Raw genomic sequence first — 15,405 nt, forward strand, 5'->3', positions numbered from 1 at the left:
CGGTTGCGGCCTCGCACGTAAAACTCCGCTTACCGTCCCGACCGAAAGGTCGAGCCCCCCGATCCTGCTTTAAGTGTCCCGCGACCGCCGGTGGATCATAACCTGGGAACTTATATTCCCGGGAGCTGAACCGTGGTCCCGAAGTCGAACGCCTCTGGCAGTGCTGAGCGTTACCGGATCCTTCACGTGTTCCGGGCGCCCGTAGGCGGCCTGTTCCGGCACGTGATGGATCTCGCCCGCCTGCAGGCCGCCGCGGGCCATCAGGTCGGGATCGTCTGCGACGCCACCACCGGCGGCGAGCGCGCCGCGGGAGCCCTGGCGGATCTGCTGCCGATCCTGGATCTCGGCCTCCTCCGCATCCCCATGCGCCGCAATCCGCATCCGTCGGACTGGTCCTGCCTCCGGAACGTCGCGCAACGGGCTGCCACGGTCGGCGCGGAGGTGCTTCACGGTCACGGCGCCAAAGGCGGTGTCTATGCACGCCTTGCCGGGGCGGGCCCGGCGATCCGCGCGTACACCCCGCATGGCGGCAGCTACAATTACCGTCCGGGCACTGGACTCCACCGTCTCTACATGGGGGCCGAGGCGATGCTGGCCCGCCGCACCGACGCGTTCCTGTTCGAGAGCGAGTACGTCGCCGGCCGGCACCGGCGCTTCGTCGGCGGTCCCGAGCGTGTGACGCGGATCGTGCACAACGGTATCGCCGAGGCCGAGTTCGCGCCCCTGGACCGCGTCGCGGAGCCCTTCGACCTACTCTATGTCGGCGAGCTGCGGGAGGCCAAGGGTCTGCCCTATCTGCTCGAAGCCCTGGTCCGGCTCCGCGCCGAGGGCCGGGCGCTGCGCCTGCTGATGGTCGGTTCGGGCCCGGATGCCCAGAGCCTCCGCGAGACCGTGGCACGCCTCGGTCTCGCCGACGCGGTGGCGTTCGAGCCGCCCCAGGCGATTCGCTCCGTCCTCGCCCGCGGACGGATCCTGGTCGTCCCGTCGCTGGCGGAGTCGCTGCCCTACGTCGTGCTGGAAGCCGCGGCGGCGGCGCAGCCCCTGGTCGCCACCCGAGTCGGCGGCATACCGGAGATCTTCGGTCCGGCCGCATCCGATCTGGTCTCGTCCGGGGATGCGGGCGCGCTCGCAGACGGCATCCGGCGCGTCCTCGACGCCCCTCCCGATGTGCTCGCCGCCCGGACGCAGAGCCTCAGCGCATCGATCCGGCAGCGCTTCTCGCTGGAGCGCATGGGCAGCGAGGTGATCTCCGGCTACGCCGCGGCCTTCGAGGCCCGCGCGCAAAGCCGCAAGCCTGCCCCCGGTGAGATCGCTGGAGCCCGGACCGCCTGAACTCGGTCGCAGGGACGTGATGCGCCGGGGCTTGTGCGTCGCAGTGGAAAAAGCCGCGACACCCTCGCCCTTAAGTCTTCAATCAATGCCCCGTGCCAAGCTCCGTTCGAAGTGGCGGCTGCAGGGCTCGGGGGGAGCCGATCGATGAGCGCGTTCGATATTCGCGATCTTCTCGACGCCGCCGTGCCGATGGAGGCCTCTTCGGCGCCGGCTCGTGACAGCGTCCCCCTCGCCGAGGCTGCGGTTCCCGGTCCCACGGCGATCTCGCCCGTCGTCGTGGCCGGGCTGGTGCGCGCGCTGGAATGCGCCTTGATCTTCGGCCTCGGCACGCTCCTGCACGTGCTGATGCTGCGCGGTCGCGTGCCGTTCGGTCTGACCTATGCGGGCGCCATCGGGATGATCGCCGTGACCACCGTGACGCTGATTCAGGCGTCCGGCGGCTATCGGATCGCCGCCTTCCGGAGCTTCTTCAGGACGGCGATCCGGCTGATCGTGGCGTGGTCGCTGACCTTTCTGATGGTCGCCACCGGCCTCGTGCTGGCCAAAGTGGCCGACCATTACTCGCGCCTCTGGCTGGGAACCTTCTTCGGCGCCGGACTCGCGATGCTGCTGGTCGGGCGCTTCGTCCTCTTCCGGATCATCGACGCCCAGACCCGGGCCGGACGGTTCGACCGGCGCACCGCCATCGTGGGCGGCGGCCAGCCCGCGGAAGCCCTGATCGCCGCCCTGGAGACACAGAGCGAGAGCGGCATCCGCATCGTCGGCGTGTTCGACGACCGGAACGCCGATCGGTCGTCGGACGTGGTGGCGGGGCATCCGAAGCTCGGCAATGTCGACGACCTCGTGGCCTATGCGCGGCACGCCCGGCTCGACCTGATCGTCTTCACGATCCCGATCACCGCGGAGGCGCGCATCCTCCAGATGCTCGCCAAGCTCTGGGTTCTGCCGATCGATATCCGGCTCTCGGCCCACGCCGCCAAGCTGCGCCTGCGTCCTCGCAGCTACTCGTATCTGGGCTCGGTTCCGGTGCTCGACGTCTTCGACAGGCCGATCGCCGATTGGGACGTGGTGGTGAAGGCGGTGTTCGATCGGTGCGTCGGTCTGATGATGCTTCTGGCGCTGTCGCCGCTCATGCTGGTGATCGCCCTCGCCGTGCGCCTGACCTCCCGCGGGCCGGTCCTGTTCCGGCAGAAGCGCCACGGCTTCAACAATGAGCTGATCGAGGTCTACAAGTTCCGTTCGATGTACGTGGATCAGTGCGACGCCGGCGCCGCCAGGATGGTCACGCGGGGCGATCCGCGCGTGACGCCGGTCGGCCGCTTCATCCGCAAGACCTCGCTCGATGAGTTGCCGCAGCTGTTCAACGTGCTGAAGGGCGACCTGTCGCTCGTCGGCCCACGCCCGCATGCCCTTCAGGCGAAGGCCGCCAACACCCTGTACGATCAGGTGGTCGACGGGTACTTCGCCCGCCACAAGGTCAAGCCCGGCATCACCGGCTGGGCCCAGGTCAACGGTTGGCGCGGCGAGACCGATACGTCCGAGAAGCTGCAGCGGCGCGTCGAGCACGACCTCTACTACATTGAGAACTGGTCGGTTCTGCTCGACCTGCAGATCCTGCTCACCACGCCCTTCGCGCTGTTCAAAACCGAGAACGCCTACTGAGCGGAGGGGCCGGCACCCGAGCGGTGCCGGCCATGGGTGTCGCTACGGCAGGGCGCCCGCCTTCTCCTTGGCCTTCATGATCGTGTCGCGGCAGCCCTGAGCGTCCCCGGCCTTGTCCTGCTGGCTCGCCTGCGCGACGAGCTTCTTGGCCTCCTCGACACCCGCAGCCGTGGGCTTCACCGCGGCATCCGACTCGGTGAGCTTCGGCGGCGTGTCGAGCGCCTTGGGCGAGTTGGACGAGGTTGGGCCGCCGGGCGGCGTCTTGCCCGTCACTGCGACGGCGCCGGCGCTGTCGAGCCGCCTCTGCAGCGTAGAGACCTCGTCGGCGCACGGGGTCGCCAGGGCCGGCGTGGCGGCCGCCAGGGCCAGGGCTGCAACGGCGAAACGCATGATCATCAGGATGGAACTCCACGGTGTCGGATTGCGGCCGGCGCTGACATCCCGCTCTTGAGCGGATTGTGACGCGCCGGCACGGCTACCGGGGAGACGCCGGGCAGACGGGCCCGTTCCCGAGACAGGAGGCCGCATGCAGGGCCGCGAAACGCGACGGGCGCCCCGCGCGGCCGGTCGGCCGCGGGAGGCGCCCGCTTCTGGACACCTGGGACGGATCAGTACTTCCGGATAATCGGCTCCGGCGACATCGGCACGGGGTCGGCACCGAAGGCGTAGCGGATGCCGGCGTAGACCGAGAACGGCTGCGCCAGGGTCGTGGTCCGCGGATCGCTGATCCGCAGGTTGCCGGCCACCGCGCCCGGCTCGGCAAAGGTGCCGAACGTGGCGTAGCGGTTGTTGGTCAGGTTGGTGATCAGGCCGAAGACCTCGAGGTTCTTCGTCACCTGATACTTCGTCTGGAAGTTCAGCACGTAGTAGGGCGGCAGCTTCCGGTTCAGGTTCGACTCGTCGCCGCGGAAGTAGGACGAGGAGAAGGCCTGGAGGTAGAGGCCGAACTGCCAGTTGGGCGTGACGAAATAGTCGAACCCGGCCTTGATCTGATGGGTCGGCACCAGCGGCACGATGTTGCCCTTGCGGACCTGGATCGCGCCGTCATCCGCCAGCGGGTTGTTGGGCGACGACAGGGTGCCGTTGAACTGGAAGGTCGCGTCCACCAGCGCGTAGTTGGCGTAGACCCGCAGGTAATCCGCCGTGTACTCGCCGCCGACCTCGATGCCCTGCCGCTGCGTCGACGGCACGTTGACGAAATAGGCGCGGGCGGTGTTGCCGGGGGTGGCCAGCGACAGGATGTCGTTGGCGAGGTCGGTGCGGAAGGCGCCGATCTTGTAGGTGATGATGCCGCCGTCATAGGTGTTCGGCAGCTGGCCGCGGAAGCCGACCTCGTAGGTCCGCCCGGTGACCTGCTTGAGCGGCGGGTCGGCCACCAGCGAGTTCGGCAGCAGGCACGGCCGGTCCGGGTTGGCGCAGGCCAGTTCCAGCGGGGTCGGGGCGCGGTTCGACTCCGAGTAGCTGCCGTAGAGGTTCAGCGCGTCGAAGAACCGGTAGGTCAGGCCGGCGACCGGGTTGATCTTGTTGAAGTAGTGCGTGCCGGTCACGTCCGGCGAGAAGCCGGTCAGATCCTCGCTCTGGATGCGCGCGAAGTTGAGCCGAGCACCGGCGGTCAGCGACAGCCGGTCGGTCACGTCGAGCGTGTCGAGGGTGTAGAGGCCCATATAGAGGTTGGAGCCGTTGACCGAGCTCGGCGCGATGCCCAGCGCGCCCGCGGTCCGCAGCTGCGGCGTGCCGAGGCCCGGGATGTTGCCGTAGAACGGGTTGCTCGGATCGGTGGTGATCGACAGGTTCGGGTTGATCACGCCCAGGGTGCTGGACGACTTGAACGAGTAGTTGGCCGCGTCGATGCTGCCGCCGACCACGAACGTGTTGGACAGGCCGAAGATCCGGTCGCGGTTGGCCGCCTGCAGCGAGCCGCCGAAGCCGGTGGCTTCCGTCCGGGTCGTGTCCAGCGTGCCGTACGGGATGCCCGCCCGGAACGGGATCCGCTGGTTCTGCTGGCCCAGGATCAGGAACTGGTTGCGGAAGGCGTTCTGCGACTGGCCGGCAGCCGGGCTGAAGCCGTCATCCTCGAAGCAGAGATTCCCGCGGAAGCTCGACCGTGTACTGCAATTCTCGAAGTTGCCGTCGTTGCCGTCGACGTAGGTCTGGCTGAAGCGGCGGAAATAGGCGTTGCCGGCGAGATCCCAGGTCGGCGAGATGTCCACCCGGCCGGTCAGCTGGAGGGTGCCGACCTCGGTGGTGGTGGTCTGCGGGTAGGTGAAGATCGCCCGCGGGTCGCGGTGGGTGAAGTCCACCGGGGTCGCGGCGGCGGCGCCGTAGAAGCTGCGGGCGGCGAGCCCGATCAGGTGGAACTCCGAATCCTGGGAGCGGTAGCCGATGTCGCCGTAGATCCGGCCGATCGTGCTCGGGCTCTCGTAGCGCCAGCCGCGGTCGTTCAGGCCGTCGCCGGTGAAGTAGACGCTCCAGGGGCCGGAGACCTTGCCGTATTCGAGGTAGCCGGCGGTGCGCGCGTCCGAGCCGCCCCAGGCCGAGATCTCGGTCCCCTGCCAGGTGAAGCCGTTCTTCATCTGGATGTTGACCGCGCCGCCCAGCGCGTTGAGGCCGAAGACCGGGTTGCCGGTGACGACGTCGATCCGCTGGATCGCCTGCGGGGGGATCAGGTCGAAATTGACGATGTCGCCGAAGGCTTCGTTGATACGCACGCCGTTCTGGTAGACGGCGAGCCCCTGCGGCACGCCCTGGACCGGCGAGGCCGTGAAGCCGCGATAGGTGATGTCGACGCGGTTGTTGTTGCCCTGCGAGTCGGAGACGTTGATGCCAGGGGTGCGCCGGGCCAGCGTCGTGGTCAGGTTGTTGCTGGCGCGATCGATGGTGAGATCGCTGGCGGTGACCGACTCGACGGTGCTGGGGATCTTGTAGAGCGGCTGCTCGGAGCCGCGCAGCCGCGTTCCGGTGCTCGGTCCCACCGAACCCGCCGGCGGCACCGGGCCGGGCCCGTTGAAGATCTGCGCCTGGCTCGAATTGCCGCCGCCGGACCCGACCGGCGACGTCGAGACGACGCTGATCTCGCCGAGCGTCACCGATTGCTGAGCCTGCACGGCGGTGGGGAGAACCGTCCCCGCCAGGACCGATGCTGACGCGACCAGGCTGCTCCGAAGCGCCCGAAGTGACATCCCCAACCCCCTCAAGACCGAACACATGCTCGTGACTTCCGAGCTTGGGTCTCTCTTGGCGGGTGCCGGGGACGCACACAATTGGTTCAAGAACACGCGAGCCGCGTTTCGGCTCTATTTCCGGTTGGAGCCAAGCTAAGCCGTCACGACGTGGTGAAACGGCAACAGTTTCGATAACGATCTCAGAGGCTTAGGGACGTTTCGGCAATATGTCCGGGATGAATCGGCAAGAGGAGGCCGAACGCTGTCACAGTCGCGCCTGGATCAGGCGGGCGAGCTCGCCGAGCCGCTGCTCCAGCAGCTGCGGAACCTCGCAGACATAGGTCAGTGACTGGCTTCGCTCCTGGAAGATCCGGCGATCCCAGGCGAACTTCGTCTCCAGCTCGGACTGGTCCTTGGGAAGCTCGGTGGCGTCCGAGGCGCTCGGCGCGTCCTTCACCTGGCTGATCTTGTCGGCCTCGTCGCGGATCCGCTCGGCCATCCGGCGCTGCCCCTGCGCGTAGCGCGCGATGCCGCTGACCACCTTGTCCCGCTCGCCGTTCAGCACCTCGAACACGCCCGCGAAGACGCGCGTCAGGGCCTTGTCCTTCGCGTCCTTGTCGGACCCGAATTTCTCCACGAACGTATCGAGGAGCGGCCCGACTTGCGACAGGTCCGTGCGCCGGGAGGCGATTTTCTGCGCCAGGACCGCCGCATCGTTGTCGCTGCCCCAATCGCCGGCCGCCGCGACGTCCGGTCCGGTCCAGAACTGGCCGGCGCTCAGGGTGGCGACCTTGCGCTGGACGCAGGGCCAATTCGGGTCCGGCTTCGGCTGAGCCAGGGCGGGGCCGGAGAGAAAGGCCAGCCCCAGCACCGGGCCGAGGATGCGGGTGAGGAGGACGTTCATCGGGCAGGCTCCATCAGGTGTTGTCGCCGGCCGGGCCGCCGCGCCGGGCCATGATGCCGCGACCGGGATCGTAGGCGACCACCGCCATGCCGAAAAAGGCGAGCCCCACGCCCACCACCACGGCGCAGGCGACCGGCTCGAACTGGACGTAGAGGGCGTATCGGACGAGCTGGACCGCGTGGCTGAACGGGTTCAGCTCACAGATCCAGTACAGGGTCTCCGAGGATTCCCGAATCCGCCACAGGGGATAGAGGGCCGAGGAAGCGAAGAACATCGGGAAGATCACGAAGTTCATCACGCTGGCGAAGTTCTCGAGCTGGCGGACCAGCGAGGACAGGAACAGCCCGATCGCCCCGAGCATGAGCCCGGTGGCCAGGAAGGCCGGGAGCGCCGTGAGGTAGCCGAGCACCGGGATGTCGCTTTCCCAGAAATAGGCCACGGCGAGGAACGCGTAGGCCTGCACGATCGAGACGGCGACGCCGGCGATCAGCTTGGCGAGGAGCAGCAGCCAGCGCGGATAGGGCGAAGTCAGCAGCACCTTCATCGAGCCGACTTCGCGGTCGTAGACCATCGACAGGGACGACTGCATGCCGTTGAACAGCTGGATCATCACGGCGAGGCCCGGCACCACGTAGACCTCGTAGAGCACGTAGGTCTGGTAGGGCGGCTCGATGGACACGCCGAGCGTGTTGCGGAAACCCGCCGCGAAAATGAACAGCCAGACCAGCGGCCGGACCAGCGCCGAGAAGAACCGCTCCTTCTGGTTGAAGAAGCGCAGCAATTCGCGGCGGACGATGCCGCCGAGGCAGATCAGGTAGCCCACCGCGTCGAGGCGACCGATCCGTTCTGTCTGGCTCCGCGGCGGGGCGGCGCCGATCCGTGTGGCGAGGGGTGTCGGATGGGTCATGCCGCCGCCCTCCCCGGTTCGGCCACGAGGCGGCGGAACGCGTCGGCGAGCGCCTCGCCGGGCATGCCGATCTCGCCGGCCCGTCCCCGGGCGACGATCCGGCCCCGGTGCAGGACCACCGCATCGTCGTCGTCCGCGATCTCCTCGAAGATGTGGGTTGCCCAGAGCACCGACAATCCCTCCTCCCGCACCAGGGCGCGGACGATCGCCACGATGTCGGCCCGCGACTCGAGGTCGAGTCCGACGGTGGGCTCGTCGAGGAGCAGCAGGTCCGGGCGGTGGATCAGCGAGCGGGCGATCTCGATGCGGCGCGACTGGCCGCCCGAGAGCGTGCGCACCTTGTCGTGGCGCCGGTCCGCCAGACCGACGCGGTCGAGGAGTTCGCCGACCCGGACCTTGGCGGCGGTGCGGGTGATGCCGTGCAGGCTCGCATGGTAGAGAAGATTCTGCTCGACGGTGAGATCGGTGTCGAGGGTGCGGGCCTGGAACACGACGCCGAGTCGCGCCAGCGCCCGGGACGGCTCGCGATCGAGGGCGTGGCCGAAGATCGAGACCCTCCCCGTCTGGTTGTTGTAGAGCCGGGTGATGACCGAGAACAGCGTCGTCTTGCCGGCGCCATTCGGCCCCAGCAGCGCGGCAAAGTGCCCGCGCTCCACCGTGATCGAGACGTCGTCCAGCGCGGCGCGGGCGCCGAACCGGTGGCCGACATGCTCGATCAGGAGGGCCGCCGCCTCGGATGTGCTCATCGGCCCAGGACCTTCCGGGCGTCGGACACGGCGTCGAGGCACTCGTCGAACTCGCCCTCCTTCCGCTCCCGCTCGGCCACCCGCAGGGCCTTCTTGAGCTTCGGCACGGCCGCCTCCGGCGGATTCAGCGCGAGGGCGTCGCGGATCATCGTGATGCCTTCGGCACAGGCGGAGGCATCGTCGGCCGCGAAAGCCGGACCGGCAGCGAGGAGGCAGGCGGAGAGCAGGAGGATGCGCATCACTTCACCGTCAGCGTGCCGGTCATGCCCTTGGATTCCAGGCCCCGCGCCGCCCAGGTGTAGGTGCCGGGCTTGATCGCCACGAACTCGATGGCGATCTCGCCGGGATCGTCGAACTCCAGGTGATCGGGCGGTCCGCCGCCGTGGATCTCCTTGTGCTCGATCACGATCTGGTTGAACCAGATGTAGCGGAAGAACTCCGGCGCGTAGAACTTGTATTCCTGGCGCCCCTTGGCGACGATCCGCAGCCGGTAGGCCTTGCCGGATTCGAGGGTGATGTCCTTGTTCTCGACCACGAAGTCGTTGCCCTGATCGTCGCCCAGGACGAGGTCGGGCAGGTTCTCCCGCTTCTTGGTCAGGTCGAGGGCACTCGCCGGGGCTGCGGCGAGCAGCCCTGCCAGGCCGAGGGCCGCCGTTCGAAACATGCGCGTCATGTCGTGTTCCACCCTAGGGCCGCTTCGCGCGCGGCCGTCCTCGCTTGGCGCCCGGAGGTCGCGCGGATCAGTTCGGCGAGATCGCCACGCCCCAGGGCAGGAGCCCGACCGGGATGCTCTTCACCACCTTCTCGGCGGCCACGTCGATCACCGAGACGTCGTTCGAGGTGCCGTTCGTGGTGAACAGCATCTTCTGGTCCGGCGTGAAGGCCAGTTGCCAGACGCGCTGGCCGACCGGCAGATACTTCTCGACCTCGTAGGTCTTGGCATCGATCACCGCGACGCGGTTGGCCGGACCCAGGGCGACGAAGGCCTTGCTGCCGTCCTTGGTGATCCGGATGCCCACCGGCTGGATCGCCTCGTCGTTCACGCTCGGGATCTTGAAGGTGATCTTCTTGATCACCCGGCGCTGCGCCACGTCGATGACGCTCACCGTGCCGCCGACCTCAGCCGAGACCCACAGGTACTTGCCGTCGGCGGTGAACTCGGCGAAGCGCGGCCGGGCATCGACCAGCACGTTGTCGATGACCTGGAAGGTCTTCGTGTCGATGAAGTGGGCCATGTTGGTGGTTTCGGAGGTGTTGACCAGGACCTTGCCGTCCGGCGACAGGCCCATCCCCTCCGGCTCGACACCCACCGGCACCTCGGCAAGCACCTTGTTCTTCTCGATGTCGATGATCGTGACCTGGCTGTCGTCCTCGTTGGCGACGTAGAGCGGGTTGCCGGAGGCATCGAGGATGAACTGCTCCGGATCCGGCCCGGAGCGCAGCGAGCGCACCACCTTGCCGGAACTCGTATCGAGCACGTCGATCCGGTCGTCGTCGCTGGCGCAGACGTACACCTCCTTGCCGTCCTTGGAGACGGTCACGCCGCGCGGGCGCCGCCCCACCTTCCAGGTCGCCGTCACCGCCATGGTGTTGGTGTCGATGACGCTGACCGAGTTGCCCTTCTCGTTCGTGACGTAGGCGGTGAAGGCGGCGGCCGGACCGCACAGGGCGAACCACGCCCCAAGGGCGATCCCACTCAGACATGCCTCGACGGGGCGGCTCATCCCAATTCCTTCCCTTGCGGCTTCCCGGCGTCCTCGGCGGACGTTCTCTCCAGTGGTTTGTAGTGCGATTCCCGCGCGTTGCGAGGGCCTTGGCCGCTCTCCATCGCCGCAGGCCGCGGGCCTACTTGAATTTGCAGGTGGTCTCCGGGAGGTCGACGCCCAGCGTGTCGAGGGGCGTGCGCTGGTGCAGGAAGCCCTGCTCGGGCGCGACGGAGACCAACGCCTTGGGCTGCACGACGATGATCGCTTGGCGCAACTGATGGTCCCAAGGCCGGAAACTCAGCGGCACGCCCTTGTAGGCCGGAAGGGTGAAGGCGGGATCGACGAGGTACGGGGCGATCACGGCCGGATCGTTGGTCTTCTTCGCCGTGACGGCTTCGCCGACTGTCCGCACCGCCGCCCAGGCTTGGTAATCCAGCGGGCGCATCAGCCGCGATGCGAGCCGGCGGAAGCGGTTCTGGGCCTGCGCGGCGCCCCAGGTCTCCAGGACCGGCGACCACGTCGTGGGCGTCAGCGCCTGCGTTCCGCCGACGGGCCGCGGATCGACGGTGCGGTAGGGAACGTAGTCGCCCCAGTCGCCCTCCTCATCCGCCACGACGGCCATGTCGTAGTCGAGGCCCCGGGTGAAGACCATCGCCTCGGCCCGGGTCGGCGTGTCGCCGCGCGCCTTGGCGAGCGGGCCGAAGGTCCAGGGCTTCTCGGCGGTGATCTTCAGCGCGAATTTCCGCGCCGAATTGCGCATCGCGTCGGCGTAGGCCTTGTCGGCCTCGGTCGGGCCGACGATCAGGAAGAGCTTCCGCCAGCGCATCACGGTCAGGTACTGCGCCAGGGCATCGGTCAGCATCGCCCGGGACGGCAGGATGTGGAACACGTTGGCGCGGCAATCGGTGCCGCGCAGACGGTCGTCGGCAGCCCCCGCGTTGAGGATGACGGCCCCCGTGTCCTTGACCGCGTCCGCGACCGCCAGGACGGAATCTGCGGGGAGCGCCAGGACGAGGTAGCGGACGCCGTTGCCGATCAGCGTCTTGGCGGCCGCCACGGCGTCCGGCTTGTCGTCCGTCAGCGCCACCTCGTCGAGGACGTAGGACTGCTTGGTGAAACGGCCGGTGGTGTTGTTGTCGGCGATGCCCATCTTGGCGCCGGCCAGGCCCTCGTCCTCGGGCGCCGCCTCGGCATCGTAGGAGGACGGCGCAGGCTGCGGCCGGTAGATCAGGCCGATATGGGTCTCGATCCCCTGCGGGGCCGCGTGCTGGGCCGGTTGCGCCGCCGCAGCCGGGGCTTGGTCCTCGGCCCATGCCGACGGCGGAGCCAGGGCCAGCGCGACGAGGGCAGCGCGCAGCCAAGCTGGGCGCGTCGGAGGCCGGAAGACGGTGTCGGGTGCAGGATGATGCATGTAGGCGGCCTCTATCAGCTTCCGCTCTGGCCGCTCAACCGCGGCGTGTCGTCCCGACGTTCACGTTGCCGTCGTGGGATAGGTGGACGCGGAAGTACATTGCCAAATTGTCCCTTCGCCCGACCTATGGCGGGAACGACGCCGCCGATACGGGCGGCCGAACGCCTCGAGAGGAAGCTCCCGCCGATGCGCCTGACGTCTCTCCGCGCCGCGATTGCCTGCAGTTTCGTGGCGCTCTCGGCCGCCCTGCCCGGCGCGGCCAGCGCCGCCGAGAAGGCGGCCGTGTTTCCGGTCGAACTCTTCGATCCCGGCGCCTCCTACGGAACCCGGACGCGGCCGGTCGATGCGCGAAAACTCACCCTCGTCACGGACGAATTGCGCAACGCCCTCCGTGACAGGGCCGGGCTGGAGATCGTCGATACCGCATCCAAGGCCGACGTCGTCGCCAAGGAGGGGCCGCTCTACAAATGCAACGGCTGCGCGGCGGACATCGCCAAGAGCCTGGGTGCGGACCTCGTCGTGACCGGTTATGTGGAGAAGGGGTCCGGTCAGATCTTCAACCTGAGCGTCACGATCGCCGAGGCCGATACCGGCAAGGCGGTGCGCGGCGGCCAGGTGACGATCCGCGCCGACACCGACGATACCTGGGCGCACGCGATGCGCTGGGTGGTGAAGAACCGCCTGCTCGCCGAGCCGCTGCCCGGGAAGTCCTGAGACGGTCCGTTCAAGTCCGAGTGTTTCGTGCCCACGTCTTCAACCCAGCAAGATCCTCTGCCCCGGCTCCTCGTCAGCGTCCGCGATCCGGCTGAGGCCGAGGCCGCTCGCCTTGCGGGTGCCGACCTGATCGATGCCAAGGATCCGGAGCGCGGGGCGCTCGGCGCCCTGGACGACGGGATCGTGCGGGAGATCGTCGCCCGCGTGTCCGGCGGTGCCGCGACGAGTGCGGTGGCCGATCCCGCGGTCCGATCCGTGGCCGCCCTGGCGCGGACCGGCGTCGACTGGGTGAAGGTGGGCCTCACGCCAGCCCTGCTCCGGGATCCGTCGGCCCTGGTCGACCTTGTCGCGGCGGCACCGGGGCGGCTGATCGCTGTGCTGTTCGCCGAGGACGGCACGACGGCCCCGCATGTGCCCGCACTCGCAGCCGCCGGCTTCGCGGGCGCCATGGTCGATACCGCAGGGAAGACCGGCGCCCGCCTGCCCGATCTCGCCGCTCCCGCGGATCTCTCGGCCTTCACCGCCGCCTGCCGGGTGCACGGCCTGATGAGTGGCCTCGCCGGGTCGCTTCGGGTGATCGACATCCCGGTTCTGTGCGCATACCGGCCGGATTATCTCGGCTTCCGCGGCGGCCTGTGCCGGGACTTCGACCGCCGCAACGGCATCGATCCCCTGCGCGTGGCCGAGGCGCTGCGCGCCCTCCGGCCGAGCCGGCAGGACGCGGCGTGACCACCGTCATCAAGATCGGCGGCAGCCTCGAAGCGGATCCGCATCGCCGCCGCGCCCTGCTGACGGCGATCGGCGACGGGGCACACGGGCGCTGCATCGTGGTCCCGGGCGGCGGCGCCTTCGCCGACGCCGTCCGGGCCGCGCAGGCACGGGAGCGGTTCGGCGATGCCGAGGCCCATCGCCGGGCCCTCGATGCCATGAGCGACGCGGCCGGAATCTTCCGCGGGATCGAGCCGCGTTTGGCGCAGAGCCTGGAGCCCTGGGCGGAGACCGCGCCCGCCCGGATTCGGGTTTGGAATCCGCGCGGCCTGCGCGGCGGCCATCCGGACATTCCGGAAACCTGGGACGTGACCTCGGACAGCCTCGCCCTCTGGCTCGCGACGCGGATCCGGGCCGAGCGCTGCGTCCTGGTGAAATCCATCGACGTGCCGCAGGGCCAGGATCCCGTCGCGCTGGCGCAGGAGGGGATCGTGGATGGCGCCTTCCCGGGCTTCGCAGCCAAGTTCGAGGGGGCGATCGAGATCTGGGGCCCGCAGTGCCGCGTTGCGGTCGAGACGAGGACCGCCGCGTGAGCACCCCCGAGCACATCGTCTTCGTCACCGGCCGTCTGGCCCGGGCGCGGCTCGAGAAGGTCGCGGCGGGGCTGCCGGAGAATCTGCACTGGAGCATCGCGGATGCCGGCGTGAAGGTCGCGGCGCTGATGACCGAGGAGATCATCCGCCGACGGATCGTCCTCCCCGAGGGCGCCACCCGGATCATCCTTCCGGGCCGGTGCCGGGCCAACCCGGAGCATCTCGCCGCCCATTTCGGTGTGCCCGTGGAGCGGGGACCCGACGAGGTGGTCGACCTGCCGGCCTGGCTCGGCCTGACCGCGCGCAAGGTCGATCTGTCCCGGCACGACCTCCGGATCTTCTCGGAGATCGTGGATGCGTCGAAGATGAGTGTCGCGCAGATCGTCGCCAAGGGCCTCGATCTCGCCCAGCGCGGCTCGGACGTCATCGATCTCGGCGGCTTGCCCGACACTCCGTTTCCGCATCTCGAGGAGTCCGTCCAGGCCCTCAAGGGCGCAGGCCTGAAGGTCAGCGTCGATTCCTTCTCCCGCGAGGAGCTGGTCCGGGGCGCCGGGGCCGGCGCCGACTTCCTGCTGAGCCTGAATGAGGAGACCCTCGATCTCGCCTTCGAGACCGACGCGGTGCCGATCCTCGTGCCCCTGCGGCCGGACGACCTGCCCTCCCTGGATCGCGCGATCGAGCGCATGCTGAAGGCGGGACGCCCCTTCCTCGCCGATCCGATCCTGGAGCCGATCCATCACGGCTTCGTCGATTCGATCGCGCGCTACCGCGACACCCGCGCCCGCTGGCCCGAGATCGACATGATGATGGGTACCGGCAATCTCACCGAGCTGACCGAGGCCGATTCCCTCGGCGTCACCGCGCTGCTCGTCGGCATGTGCTCGGAACTGTCGATCGGCAATGTGCTGATCGTGCAGGTCTCCAACCACACCCGCCGCACCGTCGAGGAGCACGACGCCGCCCGACGGGTCATGTACGCGGCCAAGGCCGATTCCGCGCTGCCCAAGGGATACGGTCGGGCGCTGCTTGCCCTCCACGACAAGCGCCCGTTCGTGCAGACGGCCGACGAGATCGCCCAGGCCGCCGCGGAGGTGCGCGACCCGAATTACCGGATCGTGACCGCCGAAGACGGGATCCACCTCTACAATCGCGACATCCACAGGGTCGGCACCGACGCGATGGCCTTCTTCCCCGAACTCGATGTGGCCAGCGACGGCGCCCACGCCTTCTATCTCGGCGCCGAACTGGCCAAGGCGGAGACGGCGTGGCGGCTCGGCAAGCGCTACGTCCAGGACGAGGCGCTCGACTGGGGCTGCGCCGCCGACGCCGACATCGAAGATGCCACCGCCTTCAAGAAGGCCGGCCATACCCGGCATTCGGGACCCGATGCGCCGCCACCGGGGACCCGCGATGCGCGGCTGGTCGGGCCCGAGGCCGGCGCAACGCCGCCCGAGACCATTCCCGAAGCCCAGGTGCGGGCCGAGGCCGCGCCCGAGCGTCCGCAGGACCCGCCGACGAAGCTGGTCTGCGGGCGCCTCGTCCCCGCCGACAAGGCGTGAGG

15 protein-coding genes are annotated in these 15,405 nt (G+C 68.9%); 6 read left to right on the top strand and 9 right to left on the bottom strand.

Annotation, left to right across the window (positions count from 1 at the left end; translation table 11 throughout):
* The first annotated feature begins 132 nt into the window (after positions 1 to 132).
* Together GGQ91_RS05740 and GGQ91_RS05745 are read left to right on the top strand one after the other, a co-directional pair.
* Positions 133 to 1,332, top strand: a complete 1,200-nt coding sequence (locus GGQ91_RS05740) for a glycosyltransferase (RefSeq protein WP_182591570.1) — start codon at positions 133 to 135, stop codon at positions 1,330 to 1,332.
* A 144-nt stretch (positions 1,333 to 1,476) separates the two neighbouring features.
* Positions 1,477 to 2,994, top strand: coding sequence for an undecaprenyl-phosphate glucose phosphotransferase (locus GGQ91_RS05745; protein WP_043348191.1), 1,518 nt, complete (start codon positions 1,477 to 1,479; stop codon positions 2,992 to 2,994).
* 42 nt (positions 2,995 to 3,036) lie between these two features.
* On the opposite strand, the gene GGQ91_RS05750 is transcribed toward GGQ91_RS05745, so the two are convergent.
* The 9 genes from GGQ91_RS05750 to GGQ91_RS05790 form a co-directional block, all read right to left on the bottom strand.
* Positions 3,037 to 3,390, bottom strand: coding sequence for a hypothetical protein (locus GGQ91_RS05750; RefSeq protein WP_078947280.1), 354 nt, complete (start codon positions 3,388 to 3,390; stop codon positions 3,037 to 3,039).
* 212 nt (positions 3,391 to 3,602) lie between these two features.
* Positions 3,603 to 6,173, bottom strand: coding sequence for a TonB-dependent receptor (locus tag GGQ91_RS05755; protein WP_182591571.1), 2,571 nt, complete (start codon positions 6,171 to 6,173; stop codon positions 3,603 to 3,605).
* Between the two features lie 247 nt (positions 6,174 to 6,420).
* Positions 6,421 to 7,059: a hypothetical protein gene (locus GGQ91_RS05760; RefSeq protein WP_043348195.1), complete on the bottom strand. Its 639-nt coding sequence runs from the start codon at positions 7,057 to 7,059 to the stop codon at positions 6,421 to 6,423.
* 13 nt (positions 7,060 to 7,072) lie between these two features.
* Positions 7,073 to 7,966 (bottom strand): ABC transporter permease, encoded by an 894-nt coding sequence (locus tag GGQ91_RS05765; protein WP_043348198.1) that lies wholly within the window; start codon positions 7,964 to 7,966, stop codon positions 7,073 to 7,075.
* Positions 7,963 to 8,712 (bottom strand): ABC transporter ATP-binding protein, encoded by a 750-nt coding sequence (locus GGQ91_RS05770; RefSeq protein WP_043348201.1) that lies wholly within the window; start codon positions 8,710 to 8,712, stop codon positions 7,963 to 7,965. Before GGQ91_RS05770 ends, GGQ91_RS05765 begins: the two co-directional genes overlap by 4 nt.
* On the bottom strand, positions 8,709 to 8,951 hold the full coding sequence (locus GGQ91_RS05775; protein WP_043348203.1) for a hypothetical protein: 243 nt from the start codon (positions 8,949 to 8,951) through the stop codon (positions 8,709 to 8,711). Before GGQ91_RS05775 ends, GGQ91_RS05770 begins: the two co-directional genes overlap by 4 nt.
* Complete coding sequence (locus tag GGQ91_RS05780; RefSeq protein ID WP_078947281.1) at positions 8,951 to 9,385, bottom strand: cupredoxin domain-containing protein; 435 nt, start codon at positions 9,383 to 9,385, stop codon at positions 8,951 to 8,953. The genes GGQ91_RS05775 and GGQ91_RS05780 overlap by 1 nt, the downstream gene beginning before the upstream one ends.
* Before the next feature lie 67 nt (positions 9,386 to 9,452).
* Positions 9,453 to 10,436, bottom strand: coding sequence for a YVTN family beta-propeller repeat protein (locus tag GGQ91_RS05785; protein ID WP_043348205.1), 984 nt, complete (start codon positions 10,434 to 10,436; stop codon positions 9,453 to 9,455).
* A gap of 121 nt (positions 10,437 to 10,557) precedes the next feature.
* A complete protein-coding gene (locus tag GGQ91_RS05790; RefSeq protein ID WP_075380358.1) occupies positions 10,558 to 11,829 on the bottom strand; it encodes an ABC transporter substrate-binding protein in 1,272 nt (423 codons plus the stop codon).
* A 186-nt stretch (positions 11,830 to 12,015) separates the two neighbouring features.
* Here GGQ91_RS05790 and GGQ91_RS05795 point away from each other — a divergent pair, with 186 nt between their 5' ends.
* Genes GGQ91_RS05795 through GGQ91_RS05810 form a run of 4 tightly spaced genes read left to right on the top strand, consistent with a single transcriptional unit; the run spans position 12,016 to position 15,403 of the window.
* Entirely contained in the window at positions 12,016 to 12,543 is a 528-nt protein-coding gene (locus GGQ91_RS05795) for a DUF3280 domain-containing protein (protein WP_043380837.1), read from the top strand.
* A 27-nt stretch (positions 12,544 to 12,570) separates the two neighbouring features.
* Positions 12,571 to 13,272 carry a (5-formylfuran-3-yl)methyl phosphate synthase gene (locus tag GGQ91_RS05800; RefSeq protein ID WP_182591572.1) on the top strand — a complete coding sequence of 234 codons (702 nt, stop codon included), beginning with the start codon at positions 12,571 to 12,573 and terminating at the stop codon, positions 13,270 to 13,272.
* On the top strand, positions 13,269 to 13,844 hold the full coding sequence (locus GGQ91_RS05805; RefSeq protein ID WP_179696743.1) for an amino acid kinase family protein: 576 nt from the start codon (positions 13,269 to 13,271) through the stop codon (positions 13,842 to 13,844). The genes GGQ91_RS05800 and GGQ91_RS05805 overlap by 4 nt, the downstream gene beginning before the upstream one ends.
* A complete protein-coding gene (locus tag GGQ91_RS05810; protein ID WP_182591573.1) occupies positions 13,841 to 15,403 on the top strand; it encodes a DUF6513 domain-containing protein in 1,563 nt (520 codons plus the stop codon). Before GGQ91_RS05805 ends, GGQ91_RS05810 begins: the two co-directional genes overlap by 4 nt.
* Positions 15,404 to 15,405: the final 2 nt, after the last annotated feature.

This window comes from Methylobacterium fujisawaense, assembly GCF_014138435.1.
In the GTDB taxonomy this organism is placed as follows: Bacteria; Pseudomonadota; Alphaproteobacteria; order Rhizobiales; family Beijerinckiaceae; genus Methylobacterium; species Methylobacterium fujisawaense.